Origin of the sequence: Sporosarcina ureilytica, assembly GCF_001753205.1 — a bacterium.
In the GTDB taxonomy this organism is placed as follows: Bacteria; Bacillota; Bacilli; order Bacillales_A; family Planococcaceae; genus Sporosarcina; species Sporosarcina ureilytica.
In genome coordinates this window covers 1,360,328-1,376,091 of record NZ_CP017560.1, presented here as the reverse complement: position 1 = coordinate 1,376,091, position 15,764 = coordinate 1,360,328, and the positions used below count along the sequence as shown (strand labels likewise).

14 protein-coding genes are annotated in these 15,764 nt (G+C 39.8%); 1 reads left to right on the top strand and 13 read right to left on the bottom strand.

Annotated elements, in window-relative coordinates:
- Positions 1 to 24: 24 nt before the first annotated feature.
- From uvrC to zapA, 12 genes are all read right to left on the bottom strand, one after another.
- Complete coding sequence (gene uvrC / locus BI350_RS06935; RefSeq protein ID WP_075527433.1) at positions 25 to 1,815, bottom strand: excinuclease ABC subunit UvrC; 1,791 nt, start codon at positions 1,813 to 1,815, stop codon at positions 25 to 27.
- A gap of 192 nt (positions 1,816 to 2,007) precedes the next feature.
- Positions 2,008 to 2,322, bottom strand: coding sequence for a thioredoxin (gene trxA / locus BI350_RS06930; RefSeq protein WP_075527432.1), 315 nt, complete (start codon positions 2,320 to 2,322; stop codon positions 2,008 to 2,010).
- Between the two features lie 241 nt (positions 2,323 to 2,563).
- On the bottom strand, positions 2,564 to 3,541 hold the full coding sequence (locus BI350_RS06925) for an electron transfer flavoprotein subunit alpha/FixB family protein (protein WP_075527431.1): 978 nt from the start codon (positions 3,539 to 3,541) through the stop codon (positions 2,564 to 2,566).
- A 138-nt stretch (positions 3,542 to 3,679) separates the two neighbouring features.
- On the bottom strand, positions 3,680 to 4,453 hold the full coding sequence (locus tag BI350_RS06920; protein ID WP_075527430.1) for an electron transfer flavoprotein subunit beta/FixA family protein: 774 nt from the start codon (positions 4,451 to 4,453) through the stop codon (positions 3,680 to 3,682).
- Positions 4,454 to 4,480: 27 nt separating this feature from the next.
- On the bottom strand, positions 4,481 to 5,254 hold the full coding sequence (locus tag BI350_RS06915) for an enoyl-CoA hydratase (protein WP_075527429.1): 774 nt from the start codon (positions 5,252 to 5,254) through the stop codon (positions 4,481 to 4,483).
- Between the two features lie 113 nt (positions 5,255 to 5,367).
- Positions 5,368 to 5,949, bottom strand: coding sequence for a fatty acid metabolism transcriptional regulator FadR (locus BI350_RS06910; protein ID WP_075527428.1), 582 nt, complete (start codon positions 5,947 to 5,949; stop codon positions 5,368 to 5,370).
- 93 nt (positions 5,950 to 6,042) lie between these two features.
- A complete protein-coding gene (locus tag BI350_RS06905; protein WP_075527427.1) occupies positions 6,043 to 7,746 on the bottom strand; it encodes an AMP-binding protein in 1,704 nt (567 codons plus the stop codon).
- A gap of 265 nt (positions 7,747 to 8,011) precedes the next feature.
- A complete protein-coding gene (locus tag BI350_RS06900) occupies positions 8,012 to 8,425 on the bottom strand; it encodes a DUF350 domain-containing protein (protein ID WP_075527426.1) in 414 nt (137 codons plus the stop codon).
- 245 nt (positions 8,426 to 8,670) lie between these two features.
- Positions 8,671 to 11,049: an endonuclease MutS2 gene (locus tag BI350_RS06895; RefSeq protein ID WP_075527425.1), complete on the bottom strand. Its 2,379-nt coding sequence runs from the start codon at positions 11,047 to 11,049 to the stop codon at positions 8,671 to 8,673.
- Positions 11,046 to 12,752, bottom strand: a complete 1,707-nt coding sequence (gene polX / locus BI350_RS06890; protein ID WP_075527424.1) for a DNA polymerase/3'-5' exonuclease PolX — start codon at positions 12,750 to 12,752, stop codon at positions 11,046 to 11,048. Before polX ends, BI350_RS06895 begins: the two co-directional genes overlap by 4 nt.
- Positions 12,753 to 12,809: 57 nt before the next feature.
- The gene (locus BI350_RS06885) at positions 12,810 to 13,349 is read right to left on the bottom strand and encodes a CvpA family protein (protein ID WP_075527423.1); all 540 of its coding nucleotides are present in this window, start codon (positions 13,347 to 13,349) and stop codon (positions 12,810 to 12,812) included.
- A gap of 9 nt (positions 13,350 to 13,358) precedes the next feature.
- Complete coding sequence (gene zapA, locus BI350_RS06880) at positions 13,359 to 13,619, bottom strand: cell division protein ZapA (protein WP_075527422.1); 261 nt, start codon at positions 13,617 to 13,619, stop codon at positions 13,359 to 13,361.
- Between the two features lie 93 nt (positions 13,620 to 13,712).
- On the opposite strand from zapA, the gene rnhC reads away from it, so the two are divergent.
- Entirely contained in the window at positions 13,713 to 14,648 is a 936-nt protein-coding gene (gene rnhC / locus BI350_RS06875; RefSeq protein WP_075527421.1) for a ribonuclease HIII, read from the top strand.
- 110 nt (positions 14,649 to 14,758) lie between these two features.
- Here rnhC and purU read toward each other — a convergent pair whose 3' ends face one another.
- A complete protein-coding gene (gene purU, locus BI350_RS06870) occupies positions 14,759 to 15,664 on the bottom strand; it encodes a formyltetrahydrofolate deformylase (protein WP_075527420.1) in 906 nt (301 codons plus the stop codon).
- Between the last annotated feature and the right edge of the window lie 100 nt (positions 15,665 to 15,764).

The following is a 15,764-nucleotide window of genomic DNA, read 5'->3' as shown; positions in this document are numbered from 1 at the left end:
ATTCAGTGTCTTCACTCTAACATATTACTTATTTTCTGGCAATTCTTTCTGGAAATATATTTCCACAGATTCAGCTAGCTTTTCTGGCAATCCAGCTTTTTGGAGTTCTTCAGCCGATGCTTCACGAATTTTTTTCACAGAGCCAAAATGTTTAAGCAGGGCCATTTTTCTTTTCGGTCCAATGCCTGGAATGTTGTCCAAAGAAGAAGTTATCGTATTTGCTCCTCTTCGTTGACGGTGGAATGTAATTGCAAATCGATGCACTTCGTCTTGAATTCGTTGCAACAAATAAAAGGCCTCACTCGTTCTCTTTAACGGAATCAGTTCGGCTGGATTACCGTAAAGAAGTTGTGACGTTTGATGCTTATCGTCTTTTGCCAGTCCGGCAATCGGAATCGATAAGCCTAATTCATCTTCAATGACTTCCCGCGCTACTTCCATTTGGCCTTTTCCGCCATCAATGATTACCAAATCAGGCAGTGGTAAATCTTCTTTTAAAACACGTACATAACGCCTTCTCACAACTTCACGCATCGCACCATAGTCATCGTGCATCGCGGCCGTTTTCGTTTTATACTTACGGTAATCTTTACGATTCGGCTTTCCGTCAACAAAAGAAACCATTGCAGATACAGGATCCACTCCGTGCGTATGCGAGTTGTCAAATGCCTCAATACGATGCGGAACAGCAATATTCATCGCTTCACCAAGTTCTTCACAAGCACCAATCGTTCGTTCTTCTTTTCGTTCGATTAACTGAAACTTTTCTGACAATGAAATCCGTGCATTTTTCATCGCCAACTGAACAAGGTCTTTCTTCTTTCCTCTTTGTGGAATAAATACTTGTACGTTTAATAATTGCTTTACAATGTCCGCATCCACGTCGGGAGGTAATAATATTTCTTTTGGAATTAAATGGTCTGACTTTCCGTAAAACTGACCGATAAAAGTTAATAATTCTTCTTCTGGATCTTTATATAAAGGAAAAATCGAGACATCTCGCTCAATCAGCTTACCTTGGCGGACAAAAAACACTTGGACACACATCCAGCCCTTATCTACCGCATAGCCAAAAATATCACGGTCCGTAAAGTCATTCATCGCCATCGATTGTTTTTCCATCACCATTTCGATATTCGTAATTTGGTCACGGTACTCTTTTGCCCGTTCAAACTCTAAAGCTTCCGCCGCCTCTTTCATTTTTTCCGTCAATTCTTTTTTCACGCTTTTATACCCGCCATTTAAAAAACGAGTAATGTTTGCAATCATTTCTTTATAAGTTTCTTCTTCCACCTCTTGAATACAAGGGGCTAAACATTGACCCAGATGATAATACAGACATGATCTGGTCGGCAATGTTTGGCATTTACGATATGGATAAATTCGGTCCAATAACTTCTTCGTCTCGCCCGCCGCGAAAGCGTTCGGATAGGGACCAAAGTACTTTCCTTTGTCATTTTTCACACGTCTTGTAATGAGTAATCTTGGATGACGTTCAGCTGTAATTTTTAAGTAAGGATACGATTTATCATCTTTCAACATGACGTTATATTTTGGATCATATTGTTTAATTAAATTTAATTCTAAAATAAGCGCTTCAATATCTGAAGACGTAATAATCGTTTCAAAATCAACAATTTCACTCACAAGCCTTTGCGTTTTCCCATCATGGCTGCCCGTGAAGTAACTGCGAACGCGTTGCCTCAACACCTTCGCTTTACCGACGTAAATGACTGTCCCTTGTCGGTCTTTCATTAAATAACAGCCGGGATGTTCAGGTAAAATCGCTAGCTTTTCATTTAATAAATCATTCATTTTTTCTCACCTACTAATTAAAGCGTAGGGCGCCTACTTAGATACGTCAGGCATAAGCCAAACCGCAACTTCCAAGCCTTCTAGTATCTGGTGCCCGGAGCTTGATGTAAAAAACCGGGGCTCCTTAAAAAGGCCCCGGTGACTTGAAAGAACTGACATTCAAATAACATCGTTCAAATTGTGTCTTTTAATTTATGCGTGCTTTTCAATTAATTGCGCTAACGCATCTTTTGGTTGGAAACCAACAACTTTTTCAACGATTTCGCCATCTTTGAAAAGAAGAAGTGTAGGAATTGACATAATTCCATATTTTCCTGCCGTTTCCTGGTTATCGTCTACATCAACTTTTACGATTTTTGCTTTTCCTTCGATTTCACCGTCAAGCTCCTCTAATACTGGAGCAATCATTTTACAAGGTCCGCACCAAGGTGCCCAAAAGTCAACAAGTACAACACCTTCTGCAATGTTTTCTGCAAAGTCTTTATCTGTCGCATTAATAATTGCCATTTCAAAACTTCCTCCTTTGATTTACAACTCTTCTGTATTGTAACATGCACAAAAACAAGCCGCGAAAAATATGCCTATTCACTAATCCTGTCCTTACTATATTCGAATCATCATGCTTTACGTGACAAAAGCAGCTCTATCGATTCCCCAGTATGCCAAGAACACAGTTGAATCACCTCCCCAATATGAACATAAAAAAGAAAGTCCTCTACAAAGAAGACTTCCCTTTTAGATTAATGATTTATGCATGAACCTTTAATTTCTTAACCTCTTCAATCATCATCGGAACGACTTCGAATAAGTCACCTACGATGCCGTAGTCTGCTACCTTGAAAATTTCTGCCTCTGGATCTTTGTTAATGGCTACAATCACTTTGGAGTTTGACATCCCTGCCATATGCTGAATTGCACCAGAAATTCCGACACCGATATAAAGGTCCGGTGTGATGACTTTACCAGTTTGACCAATTTGTAAGGAGTAGTCACAGTAATCCGCGTCACATGCACCACGTGATGCACCAATTGCACCGCCTAATAGGTCCGCAAGTTCTTGTAATGGCTTGAAGCCGTCTGCACTACGCACGCCACGTCCACCAGCAACAACCACTTTCGCTTCTGACATGTCGACACCTTCAGTCGCTTTACGAACTACTTCAGAAATAATTGTACGTAAGTCTTTTACATCCACATCGACAGAAGTAACGTCACCTGAACGGCTTGCGTCTTTTTCCAATGTCGCGATGTTATTCGGACGTACCGTAATGAACAGAAGTCCTTCTTTGTGCTTTACTTTTTCAAATGCTTTTCCGGAATAAATTGGACGGATGAATAAAGCATCTTCGTCTTCCCCTTCGATTTCCGTTACATCTGAAATTAGGCCAGCCGCTAATTTACTAGCTATTTTAGGCGACAAATCTTTTCCTAATGCTGTATGTCCAAAAACAATTGCTTCAGGGTTCTCTTGTTCACAAACTGCCATGAACCCTTGGCTATAGCCATCTGAAGTGTATTGTTTTAATTTTTCATGTTCAACAGTTACAACACGGTCTGCACCGTATTGAATCATTTCTGCCCCAAGTGATTGAACGGAATCGCCAAGTAGTACCCCAACCACTTCTCCACCTGCTGAAACTTGTTTTGCTGCTGCGATTGCTTCAAATGATACGTTACGTAAAACACCATCACGTGTTTCTCCAAGTACTAATACCTTTTTTGACATTCCCTGTCCCTCCTATATCCGATTTAAAAGAAGAAGAACTTCTCGCTCATCTTCCTAATACTCGTACAATTAACTATCAATTTATGAATCTAGATTGCGATGATTTGTTAGTCAACTTTATCCTTTACAATCAATAGATTAAATGACTTTTGCTTCGTTTTTCAGTAAATCAACAAGTTTTTTCACCTGATCTGCTATTTCACCTTCGAGGATGCGTCCTGCTTCTTTTGCAGGCGGTAGGAACACATCAACTGTTTCAGTTTTTGCTGCTACATCGTCCTCATCGATATCTAAATCATCAAGCTCGAGTTCTTCAAGTGGCTTTCTTTTTGCTTTCATAATACCAGGCAATGAAGGATAACGTGGCTCGTTTAACCCTTGTTGTGCCGTCACTAACAGTGGAAGTGCTGTTTCGATTACTTCAGAATCCCCTTCAACGTCACGCACAATTTTCACGTCCGTACCGTCAATTTCTAGTTTTGTAATCGTAGTGACATAGTTTATGCCGAGCATTTCTGCAACTCGTGGGCCTACTTGACCTGAACCACCGTCAATTGCAACGTTTCCTGCAAGAACCAAATCTACGTCTTTATCACTTAAGTATTCTGAAACAATTTTAGCAACCGTAAATTCATCCATTTCATCTAAATCATCATCAGTATTAATTAAAACTGCTTTATCTGCACCCATTGCTAAAGCTGTGCGGAGCTGTTTTTCCGCTTCTTCATCACCGATTGTAATGACAGTGACTTCCCCACCGTGCTCGTCACGAACCGTAATGGCTTCTTCAATTGCATATTCGTCATATGGGTTAATGATGAATTCCGCCCCATCTTCAACAATTGCCCCATTTTTAACTGTAATTTTTTCCTCAGTATCAAAAGTACGTTTTACCAAAACATAAATATTCATTAATAACACCCTCCTCAGCTATTTTCGTCATTTCCCTTGAAATACTGGTTCACGCTTTTCAATAAATGCTTGAATTCCTTCTTTGGCATCTTCTGAAACAAACACCTCTCCAAAAGAGTTCGCCTCGGCTTTAACACCTTCATAATAAGTAGAAGGTTTTGCATATTGCAACATTTCTAAAGCTGCTTTTACTGCAATCGGGCTCTTCATAGCGATTTTCTTTGCGATTTCCGAAGTCTTATCGAAGAGTTCATCCTCTGAAAACGCTTTATTCGCAAGCCCATAATCGACTGCTTCTTTACCAGAAATCGGGTCACTCGTTAACATCATTTCAGCAGCTTTCGGCATCCCCACATAACGTGGCAGTCGCTGTGTTCCCGCGAATCCAGGAATTAATCCTAGTTGTAATTCCGGCAAGCCAAGTTTTGCATTTTCTGAGACGAAACGCATATGACAAGCCATGGCCAGTTCTAAGCCACCGCCGAGTGCCGCTCCGTGAATGGCCGCAATGACAGGTTTATGGAAACATTCAAGTCGTTCAAAAACTTCTTGTCCATTCGATGCTAGTTTCGTAAACTCCTCGCCAGACGTAACATCTGTAAATTCCTTAATGTCCGCACCTGCCGAGAAAAACCTTCCCTCTCCGCGCAGAACAATCACACGGACGTTATCATCGTTTTCAACCTTGTCGAGCAACGCGTTAATCTCGAGAATTAATGCACGCGCTAACGCGTTGGCAGGCGGTCTATTAATGGTTACTGTTGCGACCCCTTGTTCTTGTTCGACAGACAAAAACTCCATTTCATCCCATCCCCTTTTCAAATCTCTATCACCATTTCAACAAATAATAGTGTTTGCTGGCGATTCATCGTATGAAAGCGCTTTATCACTTTCACATACGAATCTCAATACGATTAAGCTTTTAATGCTTTCATGATTAGCTTATGTACTTTTGGTGATAATTCTATTAAATCATACTTTTGCTCATTCATCACCCATGAAGTGATTGTTTCATCAATTGTTCCGAAAACCATTTGACGCGCAAGACGGATATCTAGCGTGTTATCCAAGTCATTCCGCTCTATTCCGTCCTCCAAAATTACGTCCAACAAGTCCAGATATTCTTTTAATACTTCATTAATTCGTAACCGTAATTTCTTCCCGGATTGCCGCAATTCCAATTGAGTGACAATCGCAAGGTGACGATCTTCATGAAGAACGCGAAAATGATTATCAATCATTTTGAATAATCGTTCGGATGTATCTATATCTTCTTCCAGGATTACACGTAAATTTTGTGTAAATATTGCCATTTTCTCTCTGAATACCGACACTAAAATATCTTCTTTATTTTTAAAATAAAGATAGATTGTACCGTCGGCAACCCCTGCTTCTTTAGCAATCTTTGAAACTTGTGCTTGATGATAGCCATTTTGTGCAATCGCGACTACGGCTGCATCAATTATTTGTTTGTATTTCGGTTTATCGCGTTTCACTTTTCTCTGTCACCACCATCAAAAAAGAATATGAATGACTATTCATTCATATTCTAATAATAAACTTTATTATGTTTTTAGTCAAGTATCACTTTATGAATTTACTAAATCTTGATTCAGTTTCTTCTTCTCTTCTTCAATCAATGTTCTCCGTAAAATTTTACCGACTGCTGTTTTCGGAAGTTCATCACGGAATTCATAGATACGAGGTACTTTGTATGCAGCTAATTGTTCCCTACAGTATTTATCTAACGCCTCTTCCGTAACTGAAGCGCCTTCTTTTAACACGATATACGCTTTCACGGTCTCCCCACGATAAGTATCCGGGACACCAGCGACGACGCATTCCAAAATTGCATCATGCTCATAAAGCACTTCCTCGACTTCCCGAGGATAAATATTAAAACCACTTGCAATAATCATATCTTTTTTACGGTCGACGATAAAAAAACGACCGTTATTATCCATATAGCCTAAATCACCCGTTAACAACCAGCCGTCACGGAATGTTGCTTCTGTCTCTTCAGGCATTTGCCAATACCCCTTCATGACTTGCGGACCTTTTACCGCAATTTCCCCAATTTCTCCAGTTGCTAATGGGGTAGATGATTCAGGTCCGAGTATGCAAGCCTCTGTACCAGGCCATGGCACGCCAATGGAACCTTTTTCATTATGATCAGCGCCTGCCCAAACAAAGTTCGCATGGGTCACTGGAGAAGTTTCAGTTAAGCCGTATCCTTCGACTAATTTTCCACCTGTAACGCTCTCAAACTTTTCTTTCACTTCAATCGGTAGTGTTGCGGACCCACTAATACATGCTGAAATAGATGATAAATCATATTTTCCGATTTTAGGATGATTCAAAAGACCAATATACATCGTTGGAGCGCCTGGAAATAATGTCGGTTTTTGTTTATCAATCATTTTTAATGCAAGGTCCATATCAGGCTTAGGCATGAGCACCATTTTATTATTCATCATGACCGTTAAAATTAATACAGTCGTCATCCCATACACATGGAAAAACGGTAACATGCCCAAAACTACCCCTTCACCGCGTTTTGACTTATAAAGCCATTGTTCACACATCGCAGTGTTAGACACTAAGTTTTTATGGGTTAACATTACGCCTTTTGGTGGTCCTGTCGTGCCCCCTGTATATTGAAGCAATGCGATATCTTCTTCAAAATCAAACACAGTCCGAATGGGTTCCGCCTTTGCAATTTTCATCACTTCAGTATACAAATGGTTGATTCCGCGATGTTCTACTTTGATTGAAATGCCATGTTCCCTTTTTTGAATAAAAGGATAAATAATATTTTTAGGAAATGGCAAATAATCTTTAATACCAGTAATGATTACGTGCTCTAACGATGTTTCCTTCACAATACTCGTTACGCGCGGATACAATAAATCGAGTGCGATAATTGCTTTTGCACCCGAATTCACCATCTGGTACTTTAATTCGCGTTCAGTATAAAGTGGGTTCGTTTGCACAACGATGGCACCGCTATACAATATTCCAAAATAGGCAATCGCATTTTGCGGACAGTTTGGCAACATAATTGCAACTCGATCACCTTTTTCGATACCAAGTGAACGTAGATAGTTTGCGAACTTTAACGCAGACTGATAAAACTCTCGATACGAAATATTTTTCCCCATAAAATGTATCGCAATTTTATCAGGTGACGCCTTATACGCGCGCGTCAAATACTCGTGAATGGGAATTTTCTCATAGTTCACCGTTGCGGATATTTCAGGTGGATACAAATTTAACCAAGGTTTATTGATCATAGCTTTGCTCCTTTCACCTTTCTAATGACCAGAATATTCCTACATTTAATTATAAGGCTAAATGATTACGCTTTCAATCACAATATTCTTAAATATGTAAAAAGATACATGACCACTCGTAAAAATAACACCTTTATCATTCACTCTCCAAATGATAAAGGTGTTACTTCCTTATAAATTATATAACCAATAAATGCCTACAACGATAAACACGACACATAAAACCATCAATATTTTGGAAAGTCTTTCCATTTGTCTATCTCTCCTATGAAATACTTGCCCCAATGACATATGACAAGCCAACGGAAATCGTTAGTGAAATAAAACCAACTGAACGATTATCCGCTTCAATTTCCTTATCTACATTAAATTTTGGCGTCATAAATTCAAATAAGATATATGCAAATACTAGTAATATAAAACCATATAATCCCCAACCAATCATCTCAGGCAATGTATTATGCCTTTCAATTGAAAAACGGAAGATATTGGCGACGCCGAAAATTTTACCGCCTGTCGCCATCGCGACTGCGAAATTCCCTTTTTTTATTTGTTCCCAGTTTTGATATTTCGTCACAAGTTCAAATAATACCATCGATACGAGTAAACATAGGACAACTACGCTAAAATACCCTGCTGTTTCCACTAATGGATGGGACCAAAAATCGGATTTTATCAAGAAGAATTTGCCTCCTTTTGAAACAAGTGATAACAATCTTTTACGAACGTTACACGATTAAGTTTCATTTCATCAAGTCTAGTCAATTTCATAATCCAATCTTTTCGCTGCGCCAATACAATATATAGTTTAGGCAATTATGAAATTGCCCCTGTTGAGTTAAACCGTTCTCAACTATATATTGTATCGGCTTAGCGGTTTTAGGTAATTATGAAATTGACTCAGTCATTATTTTCGCATAGAGATTACTTTAGTTCCACGACAGTAACGCCGTGTCCCCCTTCACTTGCTTCACCAAACCGATACCCTTTAACACGAGAATGATTTTTTAAATATTGTTGTACGCCTTGTCGTAAAGCACCTGTTCCTTTTCCGTGAATAATGGATACTTGGTGATAGTTTGACAATAGCGCATCGTCGATATATTTTTCTGTGCGTTGAATCGCATCCTCATAACGTTCACCGCGGAGATCAAGTTCTAACTTCACATGCCCTGACCTGTTTCGAACAGAAGTTGTGACAACGGGTTGCTTTTCCTTTTTAGGCTTCACATATTCTAGTCCCGATTCTTTTATATTCATTTTTAAAATGCCAATTTGTACAATCCAATCTTCAGAAGAAGTTTTCTCAAGCAACGTCCCTTTTTGACCATATTGAAGGACTTGCACTTCATCTCCCACTTGGAGCGGTCTCGGTGCGGCTTTTGCTTGAACAGGAGCAGGTTGATTTCCCGCCGGCGTCGCTTCATCTAAACGTTTCCGCGCATCAATCAGTTCATGTTCTTTCACATTTGCACCAGCGTTTAACCGCATGGCTCGTAAATCTGAAATGACCGCTTCCGCCTCACGTTTAGCATCTTCCACAATCGTTTTCGCTTTTTCTTTCGCTTTCGTTTCTAATTTTTCTTTCTGTTGATTAAACTGATTCCATTCCTCTTCTAATTCACGTTTTAACCGTTCTGTCTCAAGTAAAATGGCATGTGTTTCATCCGCATCTTTTTCAGAACGAAGACGGCTATCTTCAAGGGATGCTATCATCGATTCAACTTCGCCGCGATCTGTTCCCGTAAATGATTTTGCACGGTCAATAATTTGTTTATCTAATCCTAACCGTTCAGAAATCTCAAAAGCATTACTGCGGCCAGGAACGCCGATTAGTAGACGATACGTAGGGCTTAACGTATCAATATCAAATTCAACGCTTGCATTTGTCATACCTGGACGATTATATCCGTAAGCTTTAAGCTCCGGATAGTGAGTCGTGGCCAATACACGTGCACCTTTTCCGTGTACTTCATCCAAAATCGAGATAGCAAGTGCGGCCCCCTCTTGCGGATCGGTCCCTGAGCCAAGCTCGTCAAATAATAATAAGGAATGTTCATCGTACTTTTGCAAAATGTCAACAATATTTACCATTCGAGATGAAAAGGTACTTAAACTTTGCTCAATGGATTGTTCGTCACCAATGTCCGCGTAAACTGCGTTAAATACTGCAAGTTCTGAACCATCTAACGCCGGAATTGGGATCCCCGCTTGCGCCATTAATGTACAAAGCCCAACGGTTTTCAATGTGACCGTTTTACCACCTGTATTCGGACCTGTAATAACAATCGTCGTCACATCTTTTCCGAACTCAATATCATTTGCAACTGCTTCTTCTACTGGAATTAATGGATGTGTCGCTTGCGAAAGGCGAATATACCCTTTGTCGTTAACAGTCGGTTTCGTATATTTATGTGCTGTACCGTACTTAGCCTTTGCAAGAATCGCATCGACTTCGGCCAATAAATTGACGAGTACAAATAGGTCATGCGCCACTGTTTGAACTGAAAGTGACAGTTCAATTAAAATCCTTTCAACTTCTTCCTGCTCTTTTACTTTCAAGTTCCGAATTTCATTATTCGCCTGCACGACTGCATCTGGTTCAATAAACAAGGTTTGTCCGGATGAAGACATATCATGTATGACGCCACCGTAATGAGAACGATATTCGGCCTTTACCGGGATCACATAACGATCGTTTCGAATCGTGACAATTGCATCAGACAACATTTTTGCGGCATTTCTCCCACGCGTGTAACTTTCTAACCTTTCACGCACACGACTTTCTTGCGTACGAAGGCCTTGGCGAATGGAACGAAGCTGCTCAGATGCACCGTCCATAACATGTCCGTTTTCATCTATCGAATGATTAATTTCTCTTTCTAAATCCGTTAAAATCGGGAATGCTTCTTTTTTAGCAATAAAATGAGGGATTGTCACATCTTCATCCTCAATGATCGTTTCAATAAACTGACGTAAAATACGACTCGCTCGAATCGTACTAGAAATTTCCATCAGCTCTACACTACTTAACATCCCGTCCATTTGCGCTCTTTTCGCATGTGGACGAATATCTTTCATCCCACCCATCGGCACATTGCCACGCAAACGTAAAATAGCTAGCGCCTCATCTGTCTCTTCTAAGAGTCGAACGACGTCTTCAAAATTATTTTCGGGTGTTAATTGTTCAATGAGTGTCTGTCCCGCAGAAAATGTACTATGTTCTGCGACATATTCTATAATTTTATTGTATTCAAGTGTTTGTAAGACACGGGATTCCAATGTCTGTACACTTCCTTTCATTTTTTCACAACTTCAGCTATAAACTTTTCAAGCGACCATGTATTGACGACATTTTCCTTTTTCAACCATGCTTTTTTCGCGTAATTTACACCTGTTGGCATGAAGTCTAATTGGTCTATCGCATGGGCATCCGTATTAATTGCAATTGGGACACCTGCATTTTGTGCTTCAATTAAATACTCTTTTTTCAAATCCAGTCGACGTGGATTCGCGTTTAACTCTAAAATTTTCCCATATTTTTTCGCCCATTCAATGAGCTGAGAAACATCTGCACGATATCCTTCACGTTGTCCGATAATACGACCTGTTGGATGGGCAATCATATTCACGTATGGATTTTCCATCGCTGCATGTAGCCTTTCCATAATTTGAGCTTGTGATTGGTTAAAGCTTGAATGGATTGCTGCGATTACAAAGTCTAGTTCCTGAAGTAGTTCATAATCAAAATCGAGCGTCGCATCAGGCAATATGTCCATCTCGGTCCCACAAAATATTTCAATATCATCATATTGTTCATTTAACGCGTGGATTTCCGCGATTTGTTCACGTAAACGAGCAGGTGTTAAGCCATTTGCAACCCTTAAAAACTGGGAATGGTCTGTAATCACAATATGTGAATACCCTTTTGCACGTGCTCCCTCCACCATTTCACGAATCGAATAGCCACCATCCGACCACGTTGTGTGCATGTGTAAATCCGCACGTATATCTTTTATATCTATGAGTGTTTCAATTTCATCCACCCGGTCGAGTTCACGTCCATCTTGTCTAAGTGCCGGTGGAATAAATGGTAAATCAAAATGGTTAAAAAATGCCTTTTCAGTGTCAAATGTATGCATTTCACCTTGATCATCTTCCACGCCGTACTCACTAATCTTCCAACCTTTTGACTTCGCAAGTTGACGCATCCTAACATTATGATCTTTTGAACCTGTGAAGTGATGGATTGCTGTTGCGAACTGTTCATCTCTCACAAAACGGAAGTCAGCATCAATTGGGTCTGCGACATCCAGTGTAACGGATAACTTCGCATCACCAGCTGCAATCGTTTCAAGAATCGGTAACTGCGTCAATATTTCTTCACGCACGACGGCCGGCTCATCAGTCACCACGATAAAATCGACGTCGCTACTCTCTTCTTCTGTTCTTCGGTAACTGCCTGCTACGGAAAAACGTGTCACTTCGGATATGTTCGCCAAAGTACGATCAATTAAGGAAACGGTTGATTTGACTTTCCAAATTGGAAATTTTTCACTTCTCGTTTCGAATGCTTCGATAGCGGCTAAAATGTTTTCCTCCGTCTTTTTACCAAATCCCGCCACTTTTTGAACCGCTCCATCCGTACAAGCTTGTCGTAATGTCTCTACGGAATCGACCCCTAGTTCTTGACGTAATTTGGCAATACGTTTTCCACCAAGACCAGGGATTTTAAGTAATGGAATAAGGCCTTTCGGAACAGTTTCTTCTAATTCCAAAACCAAATCAGACTCGCCTTTCTCCATTAAATCTGTAATCACAGCGCCTGTTCCTTTTCCGATGCCTTTTAAACTTAAAATATCATCCATTTCTGCTAAGCTACGCGGGTCTAATTCGAGCACATTTGCTGCTCTTCTAAATGCCGCGACCTTAAAATGATTTTCCCCAAGTAACTCCATATATAATGCAATCTTTTCAAATGTCCGGATAATTGTTTTTTTATTCAATGAAAAACCTCCTACTTACTCTTTAAAAAACTTCCCTCCTTATGAAGGGGGAAGCTGTTAACTCTTATAAACGTACCACCAATTTTTCACTTTTTCGGATAATAGTGGCGTATGTTCAAACATCGCACTTGCGATTATGGATTTCTGAATGATTGCTTGTATAAAATCGATTGGTAATAAATAAGCGACATATAAAATAAGGAAAATGGCTATGTAAAATTCAACCAACCCTAAAACTGCTCCCGACAAACGGGCTACAAAACCTAATACTGGTAAATACTTTAAAAAATCGAACATGGATGCAATTAGTTGTAAACCAAATTTCACCACAATAAAAATTAATACAAAAGCGAGTAAGCGATAAAAGGTTATATCCAAATCAAGTTCACCGACAGTAAACGATAATTTCGAATCTGCAGTGACGCCTGGATAAGGAATCCAAAGGACAAATTTTTCCGAAAGGTCCTTATAATATAAGTAAGCAATAATTAACGCTATAATAAAACCTGTCATATGTATCGCTTGTACAATTAATCCTCTTCTGTAACCGGTGATTAATCCGCCTACCAAGAGGAGTAGAATGAGTAAATCTAGCATGTGAGACCGTCAGCCCTTCAAATTTTTCAATTCTTCTTCCATTTGTTCAACTTGCTCTTTTAATTTAAGATAATCATGTACACTATTAACCGCAGCAAGAACTGCAATTTTAGCAGTGTCGAGGCTTGGGTTACGTTCGCTAATCTCTCTCATTTTATCATCAACAATAGACGCGACTTGACGCATATAACTGCTTGTTTCTGTACCAACCATGTTATACGTTTGACCATATATTTCAACCGCTATACGTGTTTTCTGTTCATCTGCCAAGGACTTGACACCCCCTGTAAAACTCTGTGTCCTATCATACCATGAAAACGAGTCATTTGTGAACAAAGTAGACGAAAGGAAGTTGTTGTTTCAATGTCCAACCAAGTATTAAAATTAAACGAGAAAAAAATCACTGAATTAATTACAACCTATACAAGCGCGAAAGTTGTTCGGAATGCCCCCGGCGTAAGATTTGCAGCTAAAACTTCAGATACCGCCATTACGGTGTATAACTCAGGTAAAGTTTTATTTCAAGGAGGAGGAGCAAGCCGCGAAGCAAGCCGTTGGGGGAATGTTGAAAATAAAAAAACGACCGAAAAATCAAGTCCAAAAGGTGATACATTGCCAGCTAATTTAAGCATGCTATCTGTTGTAGGATCAGATGAGACAGGTACAGGAGATTTTTTCGGTCCAGTCACAGTTGCAGCTTGCTATGTGCCAGCAGACAAAATTGAACTTGTTCGTGAGCTAGGCGTCAAAGATTCCAAGCAATTAACCGATGACCTTATGCGACAAATCGCACCTGACTTGGAAGCGACACTTGTCCATAGCGTCTTAACGGTATCTAACCCGAAATATAATGAAATTCAACAACAAGGCAACTCTCAAGGAAAGATTAAAGCGCTATTACATAACCAGGCACTCAAACATGTGCTTCGGAAAATGGCAGATGAAAAACCCGACTATATTTTAGTCGACCAATTTGCACAACGCGGGGTTTATTACAACTATTTGAAGGATGAACCTGAAGTCATTCGAGAAAATCTTGTTCTCTCGACAAAAGCTGAAGGTCTACATGTTTCCGTTGCAGCCGCCTCTATTATAGCCCGTGTCGCCTTTCTAAAAGAGATGGACAGATTAAGCGAACTTTCCGGCTTTCAACTTCCAAAAGGCGCAGGGCCAAAAGTTGATCAAGTCGCTGCAAAAATACTATTGAAACACGGTGAAGCCACTTTAAAAACGATGACGAAATGGCATTTTGCGAATCGGGAAAAAGCGATGAAACTCGTTTCAAGTAAAAAAAGATAAACGAACACACTTATTGATAGAGAACGAAATGATAAGTTCACGCATCTTTTGGAACCAAAAGGCACGGCTGTCTAGTTAGATTCTAGATAGCCGTGCTTTTTCAATAAATGTTAGTGGAACACAATCGTTTTATTATCTTGAACAATAATCCGGTCCTCAAGATGCCATTTAACTGCTTTCACAAGGACACTTCGCTCAACTTGGCTTCCGATTTTCTTCAAATCAGCCACATGGTCCCGATGGTCTACACGTACAACATCCTGCTCAATAATAGGACCTTCATCAAGATCATTCGTTACATAGTGAGACGTCGCCCCAATTAATTTCACACCTCTGTCATACGCACGCTCGTATGGCCCTGCACCGATAAATGCCGGCAAGAAAGAGTGGTGAATATTAATAATCCGATTTGCAAAACGACTAACAAAATTAGGCGTTAAGATTTGCATATATCTTGCAAGAATTAGCAAATCAACGTCATATTTTTCCATAAGTTGAATTTGCTCAGCCTCGACTTGTTGTCGGATATCTTTATTCGCAGGAATGTAATAAAAAGGAATTCCTAAAGCTTCAACCATATTCCGTGCTTCCTCGTGGTTACTAATGACAACAACAATTTCCGTATCCAAGTCCCCACTTTGCCATTCCCATAATAACTCCATCAAACAATGCGTTTCTTTAGAAACATAAATCGCCGAACGTTTTCGTTCACTCCCATAGGCAAGCCGGAAGTCCATTGAATGAATCTTAGCTATCTCTTCAAAGTCTTTTTCAAGACGTGCTGATTTTGCCACTAAATCCTCGCAGTGAAATTCGATACGAATGAAAAAGGTACCATTCTGTGGATCACTTGTGTACTGACTTGATTCAATAATATTCGCCCCTTGCTGATGCAAAAACGTCGACAATACAGAAACAATCCCTGGCTTGTCTGGACAACTGACCAATAATCGGCCTTGATTTTCATTTCTTTTAATTTGTTGGGATTTTATATGATCTATTTCTCGATTTAACATATATACACTTCTCCTGTTTCAACATAATAATATCCTATTATCGGATATACCGGACATCTTCTCAAGGATTACCGTTCAAATTATCGATAAGAATTAATTA

Coding starts and splice junctions, on each gene's coding strand:
- uvrC (WP_075527433.1), bottom strand. CDS start 1,815: ATGAATGATTTATTAAATGAAAAGCTAGCGATTTTACCTGAACATCCC.
- trxA (WP_075527432.1), bottom strand. CDS start 2,322: ATGGCAATTATTAATGCGACAGATAAAGACTTTGCAGAAAACATTGCA.
- BI350_RS06925 (WP_075527431.1), bottom strand. CDS start 3,541: ATGTCAAAAAAGGTATTAGTACTTGGAGAAACACGTGATGGTGTTTTA.
- BI350_RS06920 (WP_075527430.1), bottom strand. CDS start 4,453: ATGAATATTTATGTTTTGGTAAAACGTACTTTTGATACTGAGGAAAAA.
- BI350_RS06915 (WP_075527429.1), bottom strand. CDS start 5,254: ATGGAGTTTTTGTCTGTCGAACAAGAACAAGGGGTCGCAACAGTAACC.
- BI350_RS06905 (WP_075527427.1), bottom strand. CDS start 7,746: ATGATCAATAAACCTTGGTTAAATTTGTATCCACCTGAAATATCCGCA.
- BI350_RS06895 (WP_075527425.1), bottom strand. CDS start 11,049: ATGAAAGGAAGTGTACAGACATTGGAATCCCGTGTCTTACAAACACTT.
- BI350_RS06885 (WP_075527423.1), bottom strand. CDS start 13,349: ATGCTAGATTTACTCATTCTACTCCTCTTGGTAGGCGGATTAATCACC.
- rnhC (WP_075527421.1), top strand. CDS start 13,713: ATGTCCAACCAAGTATTAAAATTAAACGAGAAAAAAATCACTGAATTA.
- purU (WP_075527420.1), bottom strand. CDS start 15,664: ATGTTAAATCGAGAAATAGATCATATAAAATCCCAACAAATTAAAAGA.